At 59.0% G+C, this 14,876-nt stretch carries 9 protein-coding genes; 4 read left to right on the forward strand and 5 right to left on the reverse strand.

Annotated features, from left to right (window positions below):
* Nucleotides 1-14 precede the first annotated feature (14 nt).
* On the forward strand, nt 15-2,726 hold the full coding sequence (locus tag BN874_RS15390; protein ID WP_081756430.1) for a nitrate reductase: 2,712 nt from the start codon (nt 15-17) through the stop codon (nt 2,724-2,726).
* Here the strand turns inward: BN874_RS15390 and mobB are convergent.
* From mobB to BN874_RS15415, 5 genes are all read right to left on the reverse strand, one after another.
* Nucleotides 2,707-3,225, reverse strand: coding sequence for a molybdopterin-guanine dinucleotide biosynthesis protein B (gene mobB, locus BN874_RS15395; protein WP_034435083.1), 519 nt, complete (start codon nt 3,223-3,225; stop codon nt 2,707-2,709). The two genes, BN874_RS15390 and mobB, sit on opposite strands and share 20 nt — an antisense overlap.
* Nucleotides 3,222-3,824, reverse strand: a complete 603-nt coding sequence (gene mobA, locus BN874_RS15400) for a molybdenum cofactor guanylyltransferase MobA (protein ID WP_034435084.1) — start codon at nt 3,822-3,824, stop codon at nt 3,222-3,224. The genes mobB and mobA overlap by 4 nt, the downstream gene beginning before the upstream one ends.
* A 142-nt stretch (nt 3,825-3,966) precedes the next feature.
* Entirely contained in the window at nt 3,967-5,403 is a 1,437-nt protein-coding gene (locus tag BN874_RS15405; protein ID WP_034435085.1) for a glutamate synthase subunit beta, read from the reverse strand.
* Between the two features lie 3 nt (nt 5,404-5,406).
* The gene (gene gltB, locus BN874_RS15410) at nt 5,407-10,068 is read right to left on the reverse strand and encodes a glutamate synthase large subunit (protein ID WP_051497911.1); all 4,662 of its coding nucleotides are present in this window, start codon (nt 10,066-10,068) and stop codon (nt 5,407-5,409) included.
* A 156-nt stretch (nt 10,069-10,224) separates the two neighbouring features.
* Nucleotides 10,225-11,391 carry a tyrosine-type recombinase/integrase gene (locus BN874_RS15415; protein WP_051497912.1) on the reverse strand — a complete coding sequence of 389 codons (1,167 nt, stop codon included), beginning with the start codon at nt 11,389-11,391 and terminating at the stop codon, nt 10,225-10,227.
* A 348-nt stretch (nt 11,392-11,739) separates the two neighbouring features.
* Here BN874_RS15415 and BN874_RS15420 point away from each other — a divergent pair, with 348 nt between their 5' ends.
* Genes BN874_RS15420 through BN874_RS15430 form a run of 3 tightly spaced genes read left to right on the forward strand, consistent with a single transcriptional unit; the run spans nt 11,740 to nt 14,871 of the window.
* Nucleotides 11,740-13,620 carry a thiamine pyrophosphate-dependent enzyme gene (locus BN874_RS15420; RefSeq protein ID WP_034435087.1) on the forward strand — a complete coding sequence of 627 codons (1,881 nt, stop codon included), beginning with the start codon at nt 11,740-11,742 and terminating at the stop codon, nt 13,618-13,620.
* A complete protein-coding gene (locus tag BN874_RS15425) occupies nt 13,617-14,219 on the forward strand; it encodes an indolepyruvate oxidoreductase subunit beta (protein WP_034435088.1) in 603 nt (200 codons plus the stop codon). Before BN874_RS15420 ends, BN874_RS15425 begins: the two co-directional genes overlap by 4 nt.
* Nucleotides 14,220-14,265: 46 nt before the next feature.
* Nucleotides 14,266-14,871, forward strand: a complete 606-nt coding sequence (locus tag BN874_RS15430) for a Uma2 family endonuclease (protein WP_034435089.1) — start codon at nt 14,266-14,268, stop codon at nt 14,869-14,871.
* Nucleotides 14,872-14,876: the final 5 nt, after the last annotated feature.

Consider the following 14,876-nt stretch of genomic DNA (forward strand, 5'->3'; position numbering starts at 1 on the left):
GGGAGGATTAAGCAATGATCAGCAGCTTACCTCCCGCCCCAGCCTTCCCCCGCAAGGAGGGAGGGAGTGACAGCGGCGAAGAAATCCGCACCACCTGCCCCTATTGCGGAGTGGGTTGCGGGGTAAAGGTCACGGTGGATGCCGATGGTCAGGCGCAGGTGACGGGCGACGAGCGCCATCCCGCAAATTACGGACGGCTGTGTTCGAAAGGCGCGGCGCTAGGCGAAACTCTGAGTCTCGATGATCGCCTGCTTTATCCTGAAATCCACGGACGGCGCGCGACATGGGATGAAGCGCTGGACGCAGTTGCCGCCGGTTTTCGCAACGCGCTGGCTGAACACGGTCCCGACGCCATCGCCTTCTATGTTTCCGGGCAGTTGCTCACTGAGGATTACTACGTCGCCAACAAGCTGATGAAGGGTTGTTTCGGCAGCGCCAACATCGACACCAATTCGCGGCTGTGCATGTCCTCTTCAGTGGCGGGACATCAACGGGCCTTCGGTTCCGACACCGTGCCGGGTTGCTATGAGGACTTGGAGGACGCTGATCTGGTGGTGCTGGTCGGCTCCAATCTGGCCTGGTGTCATCCGGTGCTGTATCAGCGCATTCTCGCCGCCCGCGAACAACGCGCCGGCAAACCCCGGCTGGTGGTGATCGATCCGCGCCGCACCGCCACTTGCGAGGCCGCCGAAATCCATTTGCCGCTCAAACCGGGTTCGGATACCGCGCTGTTCAACGGTCTGCTGGCGCATCTCTATCAGCAGGATCGGTTGAATCCAGAGTTTCTCGATCGGCATGTCGCCGGTTTCTGGTCAGCGTATCAGGCCGCCAAGGCGGTTGCGCCCAACATTCCGACCGTGGCCGCCAAAACCGGTTTGTCGGAAAGCGCGGTCGCCGAGTTCTATGGTCTCTGGGGCCGAACTCATAAAGTGGTGACGGTGTACTCGCAGGGCGTGAACCAGTCTTCTTATGGCAGCGACAAGGTGAATGCGATCATCAACTGCCATCTCGCCACCGGGCGGATTGGTCAGCCGGGAATGGGGCCGTTCTCTGTCACCGGTCAGCCGAACGCGATGGGAGGGCGTGAAGTCGGCGGGCTGGCCAGTCAATTGGCGGCGCACATGGATTTCGCGCCGGAGGCGGTCGAACGGGTGCGACGCTTTTGGAAAGCGCCCGCCATCGCCAGTCGCCCCGGCTTAAAAGCAGTTGAACTATTTCAGGCGGTCGCCGACACCAAAATCAAGGCGCTGTGGATCATGGGCACTAATCCACTGGTGAGTCTGCCGGACGCCGACGCGGCGCGGGAAGCGTTGCGGCGCTGCCCGCTGGTGATTGTCTCCGATGCGGTGGCGGATACCGACACCGTGCGTTTGGCGCAGATCAAGCTGCCGGCGCTGACCTGGGGCGAGAAGGAAGGCGCGGTGACCAACTCCGAGCGGCGAATTTCCCGGCAGCGGGCGTTTTTGCCGCCGCCGGGCGAGGCGCAACCCGATTGGTGGGCGATGACTCAGGTAGCGCGGCGGTTGGGATTCGGCGCCCTGTTTCCCTACGAATCGCCAGCGGCCATTTTTCGCGAACACGCGGCGTTGTCGGGTTTTGAAAACGAGGGTCGCCGCGATTTCGACATTTCCGCGCTGGCCGATCTCACCGATGACGGTTACGACGCCTTGCCGCCGGTGCAATGGCCGTTGCCGCGTGGCGCAACCACAGGCGCTACGCGCCTGTTTGGCGAAGGCGGCTTTTTCACCGCCGATGGTAAAGCCCGCTGCATCGCGGTCGGCGAACGGTCGCCCGCGTATGCGGTGGACAAGAGCTTTCCGCTGATCCTTAATAGTGGCCGGATTCGTGATCAGTGGCACACCATGACCCGTACCGGCAAAACGGCGCGACTGACCGGCCATATTCCAGAACCCTATGTTGAGATTCATCCGGTAGACGCGCTGGCCTGCGGCGTTAGCGAGAACGGGCTGGCGCGGGTGCAGAGTCGCTGGGGTGAAGTCATTGTCCGGGTGCGAACCAGCGCGGAACAGCAGCCGGGTAGCGTGTTCGCACCGATGCACTGGGGTTCGCCGCTGGCGCCACAGGGACGGGTCAACGCGGCAGTCAATCCGGCGGTCGATCCGCTGTCCGGTCAGCCGGAATTGAAGCACACCCCAGTGCGGGTGCAGGCGTACCGCCCACGCTGGCATGGCTTCCTGTTGTGCCGCGAAGCCATTGAACCGCCGACGGTGGAGTATCGGGTCAGCGTGCGCGAGCGGGCCTGCTGGCGCTATGAACTGGCGGGCGAAAATGTGATTGGCGATTGGCCGGACTGGGCGCGGACTCTGTTCGGCGACGATCCGGGCTGGGAATGGCTGGAATTCGCCGATGCGGGCACGGGGCGCTATCGGGGCGCGGTGCTGGCTGAGGGACGACTACAGGCTTGCCTGTTCGTTGCGCCGACTCACGAATTGCCGCTGCGTGGCTGGCTGGCTGGACTGTTCGCGGCAGCGGAACTCGGTGTTGCTGAACACGCCAGTTTGTTAGCCGGTCGGCCAAGGCCGGGCCAGCGGGATTGCGGACGGATCGTTTGCGCCTGTTTTGGCGTCGGGTTGAACGCGCTGACGACCGCCATTCGCGATCAGGGTTTGGCGACGCCGGAAGCGATTGGCGCGACGCTGAAAGCGGGCAGCAATTGCGGGTCTTGTGTGCCGGAATTGCGGCAACTCATTCAGGAGTACGGCTGAACTGGACGATAAAATCGGCGATGCCGTCCACGTCATCCAGCGAAAATATCGGCAGTTCCGGGCGGCCATATTCGGATAGATCGCGCAGTGGATCACAGGCCACCGCGATCACGGTGCGGTCGTCGGGAAAGCGCGGCGGTTTATTGACCGCGTGAGGCCGCCAAATTTCCAGCTTGGGATAAGCGCCGCTTTTCCAACCTTCCACCAGCACTAAATCCACCGGTTGCAGGTGAGTCAGCAGTTCGGCCAGCGGCGGTTCCGGTGCTTCACGCAATTCGTGTAGCAAGGCCCAGCGCTGGCCCGTCGCCAAAATCACTTCTTGCGCGCCCGCCTCACGATGGCGGTAGGTATCCTTGCCGGGCACATCCAGATCGACATCGTGATGGGCATGTTTGAGAGTGGATACCGTCAGACCGTGTACCCACAATCGGGGAATCAGAGCGACGATCAGCGTGGTTTTACCGCAACCGCTCCAACCGCTGATCCCCAGAACTTTCACGATTTGTCCTTAAGGCGCGGCCAATCGGCTTCCAGTTGTGCCAGATCGTCCGGGGTATTGATGTTGCGGAACCGCAGCGATTCGTCGGGAAATTCCACTGGAGCTGGACAGTGACGTTGCAGCCAGCGCCCGGCATTGCCAGCACCCGTCGCTAGATAATCGGCCAGATCGTCCTGCAACCGGACCGGTACTAACGCAAATACCGGTTGCCAGTACTCGTCACGGTATCTCACGCTCACCGTCGCCTGCTCTCGCTCCAGCGCCGCCACCATTCTCTGGGCATAGTCGGGGGGCAATAACGGTGAATCGCAGGGCGCGATTAAAACATACGGGGTTCTGGCTACCCGCAGCGCGGCCAGAATCCCCGCCAACGGACCTCGAAAGTCACGGTCGCTATCGCTGACCACCTGGCAACCGAATCGCTGGTAAAGCTCCAGATGGCGGTTGGCGCTGATCAGCAGCTCTGCGACCTGCGGCTGCAACCGACGGAGGCTATGTGTGATCAGCGGTTCGCCGGCCAGTGGCAGCAGCCCTTTGTCGTGTCCACCCATCCGCTCGGCGCGACCACCGGCGAGAAGGACACCGGTCAGATCGGTCAAGTTTAAGTCGTGGAAACTACAAACTGATTGTTCGGAAGATGGGACTCCGGGTGTTCGCATACTTCCAGCCCATTCATGATTAGCGTCTCAGCCAAGCTGGCTCCTCTCCCTTTGCGAGAGAGGAGCCAGAGGTATGGAACGATCAGACCGGCAATTCCGAGCTACCCATCAGATACTCGTCAACCGCTCGGGCGCATTGTCGACCTTCACGAATGGCCCACACCACCAGTGATTGTCCACGCCGCATATCGCCGGCAGTGAACAGCTTGTTGACGGAGGTCTGATAGTCCTCTTCTCCGGCGCGAATGTTGCCGCGTTCATCCAGCGCTACGCCTAATTCGCCTAACATGCCGGTGTGAACCGGATGAACAAAGCCCATCGCCAGCAGCACCAACCCCGCCTTAATCTCGAAAGCGCTGTCAGCCATTTCAACCATAACCTGTCGCCCGTTGCGCTCCTGCCATTCCAACCGCACGATCCGAATGGCCGTTACTCGACCGTCCTGACCGACAAAGGCTTGAGTGGCGACCGCCCAATCGCGTTCACAGCCTTCTTCCTGAGAGGAAGAGGTACGCAGCTTCAACGGCCAATTCGGCCACGTCAGCAGTTTGTTCTCATGCAGGGGCGGCCGGGGCATGATTTCCAACTGAGTCACCGATCGGGCGCCTTGCCGGATCGAAGTACCGACACAATCGGATCCGGTATCACCCCCCCCGATTACTACGACATCCTGATTCGTTGCCAAAATCTCCTCATTCGCGATTTTCGCACCGGCCACCCGGCGATTCTGTTGGGTCAGAAAATCCATCGCATAGTGAATACCGCGCAGTTCACGCCCTGGCACGGTCAGATCACGCGGTTGTTCGGACCCCCCCGCCAGCACTACGGCATCGAACTCTACCAGTAATGATCGAGCGGGAATGTCGGTGCCGACATGGCTGTTGGGGCGGAACTCGACACCCTCGGCTCGCAGTTGCGCCAGGCGACGATCAATCAGCCCAGTTTCCAGCTTGAAGTCAGGGATGCCGTAGTGCAGCAGGCCACCGATGCGGTCGTTCTTCTCGAACACCACCACATCATGTCCGGCCCGCGCCAATTGTTGGGCGCAGGCCAGTCCGGCGGGTCCGGAACCTACAACCGCCACTCGTTTGCCGGTGCGATGGGCGGCGATTTGCGGCGTGACCCAGCCTTCAGCCCAACCGTGATCAATGATGGCGCATTCAATATCCTTAATCGTCACCGGTTGAACATTGAAGTTGAGAGTGCAAGACGCTTCACACGGCGCTGGACAGATGCGCCCGGTGAATTCCGGGAAGTTGTTGGTGGAATGCAGCACCTCCAGCGCCTCGCGCCAGTTGCCCCGATACACCAAATCGTTCCAGTCGGGGATGATGTTATGAACCGGACAGCCGCGATGGCAGTAGGGAATGCCGCAATCCATACAGCGGGCAGCCTGCTCGCGCACCTGTGGTTCTGCCAGCGGCACCACAAAATCGCGAAAGTGGGTCACCCGTTCAGCAATCGGCGCATAGCCGTGTTCATGGCGGGCGATTTCCAGAAAACCGGTAGGCTTACCCATGAGTTACGCTCCTACGGCCAGATCGGCCTTGTTGTCATCATGCCGGATGGTAGTGGATGCTTTGGCCTGCATGTCCTGTAGCGCACGACGGTAATCCAGCGGCATAATCTTGATGAACTTCGGCACGGCTTCGCGCCAATGTTCCAGCACCCGGCGGGCTGGTTCGCTGCCAGTGTAAAAATAGTGGCGGGCGACCAGAATGTGCAGGCGGAGGGCGTCATGACGCAGCAGGTTTTCAGGCAGCGTGGCTTGTGCCAGTGTGTTCCACTCGTTGTGAAGCACATGGACGTTAAAGGTCTCCGCAGTGTCATTAAGCGGTTCCAGTACCACCATGTCGCGGTTGGCGCGGCGGACAAAGTCGCCGGTCTCATCCAGTACATAGGCGATCCCGCCGCTCATGCCCGCTGCGAAATTGCGACCCGATGGCCCCAGTACCACCACCACACCACCGGTCATGTACTCGCAGCCATGGTCACCCACCCCCTCCACCACCGCCACCGCCCCGGAGTTACGTACTGCGAAGCGTTCGCCAGCCACCCCGCGCACATAGCACTCACCGGCGATAGCGCCGTACAGCACGGTGTTACCGACGATCATGTGATCCTCTGCCCGCCGCTGGCTTTGGGGTGGAGGCTGGATCGCGATGCGCCCGCCGGACAGCCCTTTGCCCACATAATCGTTGGCCTCACCGTGGAGATCCAGGGTGACGCCCCGCGCCAGAAACCCGCCAAAGCTCTGACCGGCGCTGCCGGTCAGGTGGATATGAATGGTGTCATCCGGTAAGCCGGCATGGCCGTAGCGCTGAGCGATGACCCCCGACAGCATGGCGCCGACGGTCCGGTCGCTGTTGCGTACCGGAGTATCGATTCGCACCGCTTGTCCCGCTTCCAGTGCTGGAGTCGCTTGGGCAATCAACGTGCGATCCAGCACCGTGCTCAACCCGTGATCCTGCGTTTCGCAATGATGAACCGCGACGCCGGGCGGGGCGGGGGGTACCGCCAGCAGCCGGGTAAAGTCCAGCCCCCGCGCTTTCCAGTGGTGAATGGCGCGGCGCATATCCAGTCGATCCGCCCGGCCGATCATCTCGTCGAAGCGGCGGAAGCCGAGTTGCGCCATCAGTTCGCGCACTTCCTGAACCAGGAAGGTGAACAGATTGATGACGTGGGCGGGTTGACCGGGAAAGCGTTTGCGCAACTCTGGATCCTGGGTGGCAACTCCCACTGGACAGGTGTTGAGATGGCACTTGCGCATCATTACGCAGCCGGCGGCGATCAACGCCGCAGTGCCGAAACCGAACTCATCGGCTCCCAGCATGGCGCCGATCACCACATCCCTGCCGGTACGCAAGCCCCCGTCCACCTGAACCGCAATCCGCCCGCGCAGCTTATTTTTCACCAGAGTTTGATGGGTTTCGGCCAAGCCGATCTCCCACGGCGATCCCGCATTCTGGATTGAGGTCAGCGGGCTGGCGCCGGTGCCGCCGTCTTCACCGGAAATAGTGACATGATCGGCATGCGCTTTGGCCACGCCTGCGGCCACCGTGCCGACGCCAATTTCGGATACCAGCTTGACGCTAATCGCCGCCTCGGGATTGACATTCTTCAAGTCGAAGATCAGTTGCGCCAAATCTTCAATCGAGTAAATGTCGTGATGAGGCGGCGGCGAGATCAAGCCCACCCCGGGCGTGGAGTGACGCACCCGGGCGATCCAGTCATTGACCTTGTGGCCGGGGAGTTGACCGCCTTCGCCGGGTTTAGCCCCTTGCGCCATCTTGATTTGCAAGGTGTCAGCATTGACCAGGTACTCGGCAGTTACCCCGAAGCGGCCAGAGGCCACCTGCTTAATCGCCGAGCGCAGCGAATCGCCATTTTCCAGCGGGGTATAACGGATTGGATCTTCGCCGCCTTCGCCGGTGTTGGATTTGGCGCCCAATTGGTTCATGGCCAGCGCCAAGGTGGTATGCGCCTCCCACGAGATCGAGCCGAACGACATCGCGCCGGTTGCCAACCGCTTGACGATTTCGCTCGCCGGTTCCACTTCATCCAGTGGAACCGGCAAGCCAGTGCCGCGTAGATCGAAGAGACCGCGCAGATTACGCAGACCGTCGTGTTGATCGTCCATGAGCCGGCTATAGGCTTTGAACTGGTGGTAGTCGCCAGAACGCACCGCATGTTGCAGCAGGGCTACCGTTTCCGGGGTCCAGGCGTGGCGCTCGCCGCGCAACCGGTAGGCCAATTCGCCACCGGCGTCCAGGGCATTGCGGTACAGCGGAGCGTCGCCAAAAGCCTGACGATGACGAGTAGCGGCTTCTGCGGCGATTTCGGTTAAGCCCACACCTTCGATTACGCCTTGGGTTCCAGTGAAATAGCGTTCAATAAATTCACTGGATAGGCCCACCGCCTCAAAAATCTGTGCGCCGCAATAGGATTGATAGGTGGAGATGCCCATTTTTGACATCACCTTGAGAATGCCTTTAGCAATCGCCTTAGTGTAATGCTCGTGGGCATCCGCCTCGGTCAAGGGCTGCGGCGCGTAGAGCAAGCTGGCGGACAGGGTATCAAAAGCCAGATAGGGATTGATCGCCTCAGCGCCGTAGCCCGCCAGCAGGCAAAAGTCGTGAACCCGCTTGGCCTCACCGGTTTCCACTACCAACCCCACTTCGGTGCGTAGACCGGCACGGATCAAATGGTGATGAACTGCGGCCGTGGCGAGCAGGGCGGGAATAGCAATGTGATCAGCGTCCAGCCCCCGGTCGGACAGAATGATGATGTTGCCACTCCGCCGCACCGTATCAGCGGCCTCACGACACAAGTCTTCCAGTGCCCGTGCCATGCCCGCCGCGCCGCGCTCCACCGGGTAACAGATGCTCAGGGTACGGGCGCGGAAGGCGCGGTCAACGTGATACTCAATCCGGCGGATCCGCTCCAAGTCGACATTGGCCAGAATCGGACGCTTGATCGCCAGCCGCTTCTGGCTGCCGGCGCTGCCCGGATCGAGCAGGTTAGGGCGAGGGCCGATGAAGGAGACCAGCGACATCACCAACGCCTCGCGGATCGGATCAATCGGCGGGTTGGTGACTTGGGCGAAGGTCTGCTTGAAGTAGTCGGCCAACAACTTGGGGCGGTCGGAGAGTACCGCCGGCGGGGTGTCACGACCCATTGAACCGATGGGGTCTTCGCCGCTAACCGCCATGGGTGTCAGGAAGGCGCGCAGGTCTTCCTGAGTGTAGCCAAAGGCTTGCTGGCGACGCAGCAGGGTGGGCGCATCGGGCGGCATCGGTCCGACCTCGGTCGGCAAATCCTGGAGGTGAATCTGGGTGGCGTCCAGCCAGGTCTGGTAGGGATGAGCGGCAGCCAGTTGATCCTTGATCTCGTTGTCATCAATGATGCGGCCCTGCTCCAGGTCGATCAGCAGCATCTTACCCGGTTGTAGCCGCCATTTTTTGACAATCTTTTCTTCCGGAATCGGCAGGACGCCCATTTCCGAGGCCATGATGACCTGATCGTCGTCGGTCACCAGATAGCGAGCAGGGCGCAGGCCATTGCGGTCGAGGGTAGCGCCGATCTGGCGACCGTCGGTAAAGGCGATGGCGGCGGGGCCGTCCCACGGTTCCATCAGCGCGGCGTGGTATTCGTAGAAGGCGTGGCGGCGCTGGTCCATCAGCGGGTTATCCGCCCACGCTTCCGGCACCATCAGCATCATGGCATGGGGCAGTGAGTAACCCCCGGCCAGCAGCAGTTCCAGCGCATTATCGAAGGTGGCAGAGTCGGAAGCGCCATCGCCGATCAGCGGCCAGAGTTTGTCCAGATCAGCGCCGAGCCGGTCGGATTTCATGTTGTGGCGCCGGGCCAGCATCCAGTTGATGTTGCCGCGCAGGGTGTTGATCTCGCCGTTGTGGCAGAGGTAGCGAAACGGGTGCGCCAACGCCCAGGTGGGAAAGGTATTGGTGGAGAAGCGCTGATGAACCAGCGCCAACGCTGATTCCAGCCGGAGATCCCGCAGATCCGGGTAATACACGCTGAGATTGCTGGCCAGGATCATGCCCTTGTAAACCAGGGTCCGCGAGGATAACGAGGCGACATAGAATGACAACTGGCGATTTGACTGCGGATCGCCGCTCCAGACGCTGTGATGAGCCTGTTTGCGCAATACGAATAATTTGCGTTCAAAAGCGTCGCTGTCGGTACAGCTGGCGCCGCGTTGGATAAAGACTTGGCGGATCACCGGTTCGGTGGGCAGCACACTGTCGCCCAAGCAGGTGTTGTCGGTCGGCACATCGCGCCAGCCGAGGAGGATTTGGCCTTCGGCGGCAATGCTGCGTTCCAGTGCAGCCTCGCACTGAGTACGGGCGTCACGCGGCAAAAAGACCATGCCCACTGCGTATTCGCCGGGGGCTGGAAGAGGGATGCCAATATTGGCGCACTCGGCTCGCAGGAACGCATCGGGAATCTGAATCAGGATACCGGCGCCATCACCGGCCAGCGGATCGGCGCCGACCGCGCCGCGATGGCTGAGGTTAGCCAGGATTTCCAGTCCTTGGCGAATGGTTTGGTAACTTTTGCGGTTCTTGATATTAACGACGAAGCCGATGCCGCAAGCGTCGTGCTCGTTACGTGGGTCGTAGAGACCCTCGGTGGAGTGCGGGTGAATCACAGTCATGATCATTCCTCAAAAAACGGCGGCTGGCGGCATTCGGTGCGCTGGCGGATCCGCAAATAGAATTTTTTGATGCAATTCGCATACTACCGACCCCTTGACCGGTCATGCAACCGTCCAGAGGATCGGCATGGCTCTGTTGATTAGAACGCAGTGGCAGGCCATTTATTCCTTTAACCGGTGCTGCTCCATGGATTCATGCCATGCCGCTTCCTCGGCGTGCAAATATAAACCGGTAGTATCGAGCCGGGCATGGCGGGCGTTGCGCTGTAGAAAGCGGAGATCAATGCCGGCGTCGGCCTGGTGGGTAATGCTGGTGTGGCGGAACCAGTGGGTAGACGCTCGGCGCAGCTTCTCCGCCTGATGCGGATCGTCCAGTTCCATCCGTGCGGCGGTTTTTCCTACTAACTCCTTAATAATACGGTAAATCATGTTATCGCCAATACCTGCCGTCCCTTTGAGATTAAGGATTAGCGGTGTGGTTTCGTCGGGTACAGGCAAGGGGAGCAAGCTGTAAAAACGCCGATAATCCCGCAGGGCTTGCAACATATCCTGATTAACCGGCACCTGAGCTTCCTTGTGCCCCTTGCCGATGACATGCCACCACCAGCGTCCCCGAATTTGGGTAAAGCTGCTCATGGTGTGACCGGCAACTTCGCTAACCCGGGGTCCCAGCAAATAGAGCAGGGCGATTAAATAGCGGGTACGGGCGTAATGCTGGCAGTCACGCTCGCTGTCACGCGGCAGGGATTCGACGGTGGACAACAGCGCCTGCCATTGGTCGTGTTCGAGAAAACGTTCGATTTGGCGCAGCGACTGATGACGGTTACGGCGACGGGTTAATGCGATTGGATTCCCAGCCAGATAGCCTGCTTTGACCAGATAACTGAACAGTGAGTTGATAATCAGCATAGCCAGTTTGCGACTGGCGGGACTGAGTGGTCCCATAAAAGGTCGCCAGCGGGGATTGAAGCGCGGTGCCTTTGGCCCGCACCAGCGATCACGAGGTTGCGGGTTAGCGAGAAAGATTTCGTACAGGATGCAATCTTCGCGGGTCAAACTGGACAAGGGTTTGCCGCGCTCCAGCAGCGCCCATAACAACAGGCGTTCCGCTTCCTTACGATAGTTGCGCAGGGTTTGCGGCGAGTCGTGAAATTCCGCCAGCCAGGTTTGAACAGCTTCGAGGTCATTGCCAGCGGCTAATTGGCAAACGACCTCGGGACCGGCGCGATTGCTGCCGGCGCGACCATCAAAAGCTTCCGGTATCCGTAACAATTCCAGTGGCTGGGGGGGCGTCATTCCTGAAGCAGGAACCAAAGTAGTAAGGCGCATAGCGGGAGACACTCTACATGTGTTGTTTCGAGTGATTTTAGTCTACATGCTTGCGATAAACATAATTCAAGATAATTGGACTAATCTTGAATTTCCGGGCATAAAATAATGTAAAAATACATGTTACGTAATAATTTATTATTAGTACGATCTCGCTATTCACCTCAAATTCTGCAGAAATGAGATCACAAGCCAATCCAGCAATACTGATTACCGCAACGCTTCGAACACCCGCGCTTGGCATCCCCGAATACAGAGAATTCCCAGGTTTACGCCCTGTTTAATAAGGATAAGAACCGCTAAAATCCAGCAGATGAAAAACTTGCCGCCAACGAGGGTTGCACGCTAATGAATGCTGTAGTTCATGCCCAGGCTGAAAGCCGCCATCTCCTGTCGGGTAACGAGGCTGTAGCCCGCGCAGTCTGGGAAGCCGGTGTTCGGGTGGCCGCTGCTTATCCGGGTACGCCGGCGACGGAGATTCTGGAAAACATCGCCCAATATCCCGACATTTACTCGGAATGGTCGGTCAATGAAAAAGTGGCGGTCGAAGTCGCCATTGGTGCCTCGCTGGCTGGATCACGTGCGCTCGCAGCGATGAAGCACGTCGGGATGAACGTCGCTTCGGACGCTTTTATGACCCAGGCGCTCGCGGGTGTAGTCGGTGGGCTGGTGATCGTGGTAGCGGATGACGTTGGTTTGTCCTCCTCGCAGAACGAACAGGATTCCCGCTATTGGGGTCGCTTTGGTCACATGCCCATCCTGGAGCCAGCGGATTCCCAGGAAGCCTACGCCATGGTCAAGCGAGCCTTCGACCTCTCCGAAGATTACGAAGTCCCGGTAATCGTTCGCATGACCACCCGGGTCTGCCATGTCAAGGCGATGGTCATGGTCAGCGGTGAACGGATCGAACATCGCGCTGCCGGTTTTCAGAAAAATCCTCAGCGCTGGGTCATGACCCCGGCCAATGCCAAGCCACGTTTGCCGTTGATGCACGAACGCGAGCGGAACTTGCGGGATTTAGCTGAAATCAGCGATTTGAATGAGACCTTCAGCGGCAGCGACCGACGAATCGGCTTTGTCACTTCCGGTCCGGCATTCATGCACGTCCGCGAAACCTTCCCGAACGCACCCATACTCAAACTCGGCTTCAGTTGCCCGCCGCCGCTGGAGAAAATCCGTGCCTTTGCCGGTCAGGTGGACAGTATCGTCGTGGTCGAGGAAACCGAACCGCTGCTGGAGACCGAACTCCGCGCCGCCGGAATCAGCGTATACGGCAAGGACATTTTGCCGCGCTTCGGCGAGCTAGCGCCCAATGTGCTGCGTCCGGCTATTAAGCAGTTGTTGAATGAACCCTGTGAAGCACCGATTCGAGTACAGAGCGGCGTGTTCCCCCGCCCGCCGACCATGTGCGCCTCTTGCCCGCATCTCGGCCCCTACTTCGCCCTTTCCCACATCCGCAATCTCAACATCATCGGCGACATCGGCTGCTACACCCTCGGCGCCGGCCATCCCTGGAACGCACTGGATACCTGCACCTGCATGGGTGCATCGCTGAGCATGGCTCACGGTATGGACAAGGGACGTGGCGAGTCTGATGAAAAGAAGCATATGGTTGCGGTCATTGGCGACTCCACCTTCCTGCATATGGGGATGCAGGGCTTGCTGAATCTGATCTACAACCGGGGCAATGTCACCGTGCTGCTGCTGGATAACCGCTCGGTCGGCATGACCGGCGGCCAGGAAAATCCCGGCACCGGTCTGGACCTGCACGGCTTGGCGGCGCCACGAGTGGATTTTGCCAAACTAGCCGAAGCGCTGGGCATCCGCCCGGAACGCATTCGCACCGTCGATCCCTATGAGTTGCCGACGATGGTCAAGCTGGTGCGGGAAGAGATCAAGATGAACGAACCTTCGATCATTATCACTAACCGCCCCTGCTCGCTCACCGACCGCTTTGAGCGGTTCAAACCCTATGCAGTGCTGGATGAAAAATGCACCGGCTGTGGCAATTGCATCGACCTGGGTTGCCCAGCAATTTTTGTCGCTCGCCGTGAAACAGTGATGACCAAGAGCGGCAAATCCAAGGAACTCAGTTTCGCTCGCATTGACAGCAATGCCTGCACCGGCTGTCACCTGTGCGTCGGAACCTGCGCCCCTGAAGCCATCGTGCAAAACCTACCGATGCCACCTCACAGCCGTCAACCCATTTGGATCCATACCGTGCCATGACTGCTGCTGATCGCGTGACCAACATCCTCGTTGTCGGCATCGGTGGTCAGGGGGTGATGACTGCCGCTGAAATGCTGGCCCGCGCTGCTCTGGCTCAGGGCTACGATGTCAAGAAGACCGAAGTGGCCGGTATGGCCCAGCGTGGCGGCGTGGTCTCTTCTCATGTCCGCTTCGGTCCCAAGATTTATTCACCGCAGATCGATCCCGGCGAAGCCGATCTCCTGATCGGCTTCGAAGCGGCAGAAGCACTGCGCTGGTTGCCTTATCTGCGCCCGACCGGCGTGGCCATGGTCAACACCTTGCGGCTTGCTCCACCGGTGGTTTCTGCGGGCCTGTACGACTACCCTCTGGACCCGATAGGCGAACTGGCGGCGGCAGGTATTGCGGTTCATGCCTTTGACGCCGGTGCGCTGGCTGACGAATTAGGCAACTCCAAGCTGGTGAACACCATCATGCTGGGCGCAATCAGCGACTATCTGCCCTTCCCCGCTACGGTGCTTGAGGAGTGCATCGTCGCTGGCTTTCGCGCTTATAAGCCCAAGTTGGCGGACATCAACGCCCGCGCTTTTGCCGCCGGTCGGGCAGCGGGTCATGTATAGCCCAACTGTACTTTTCAGAGATGATCACTAAGCATGGGAGAAAAAAATGGCCTTGCAACAGCAGAAGCATTCATTCATTAGTCAAGAAGATTATCTTGCAGGCGAGTTAATCAGTGAGGTCAAGCATGAATATATCGATGGTGATGTTTATGCGATGGCAGGGGCAAGTAAAAATCATGAAAGGATTATCGGAAACGTTTTTGCCAAGCTTCATGCTCATTTAGAAAACACACCGTGCGAACCTTTTTTATCGGATTTAAAAATCAAAGTTGCAAACAGCTTTTTCTATCCCGATGCAATGGTCGTATGCAAGGACAAAACCGATCACGACTACTACACGGAATCGCCGATCATCATTATTGAAGTGCTATCAAAATCAACGCGAAAAACCGATCAAGCCTTGAAGCGGAGAGCCTATCAGAGTTTGCCGAGCCTTAACGAGTATGTGCTGATTGAGCAGGATTTTATTGATGTGGAAATTTGTCGAAAATCCAATCACTGGCAATCAGAACATTATTTCTTGGGCGATGAAGTCCATTTCGCTACGATTGATCTATCGGTGTCGGTCGAAGCGATTTATGCGCGGGTGGCTAATGAGGAGATGAGAGAGTTTTTAGCAAACCGTAGTGACGCTATTAATAATCACGAATAAAAAGC

The organism is Candidatus Contendobacter odensis Run_B_J11, from assembly GCF_000531125.1.
Lineage (GTDB): Bacteria > Pseudomonadota > Gammaproteobacteria > Competibacterales > Competibacteraceae > Contendibacter > Contendibacter odensensis.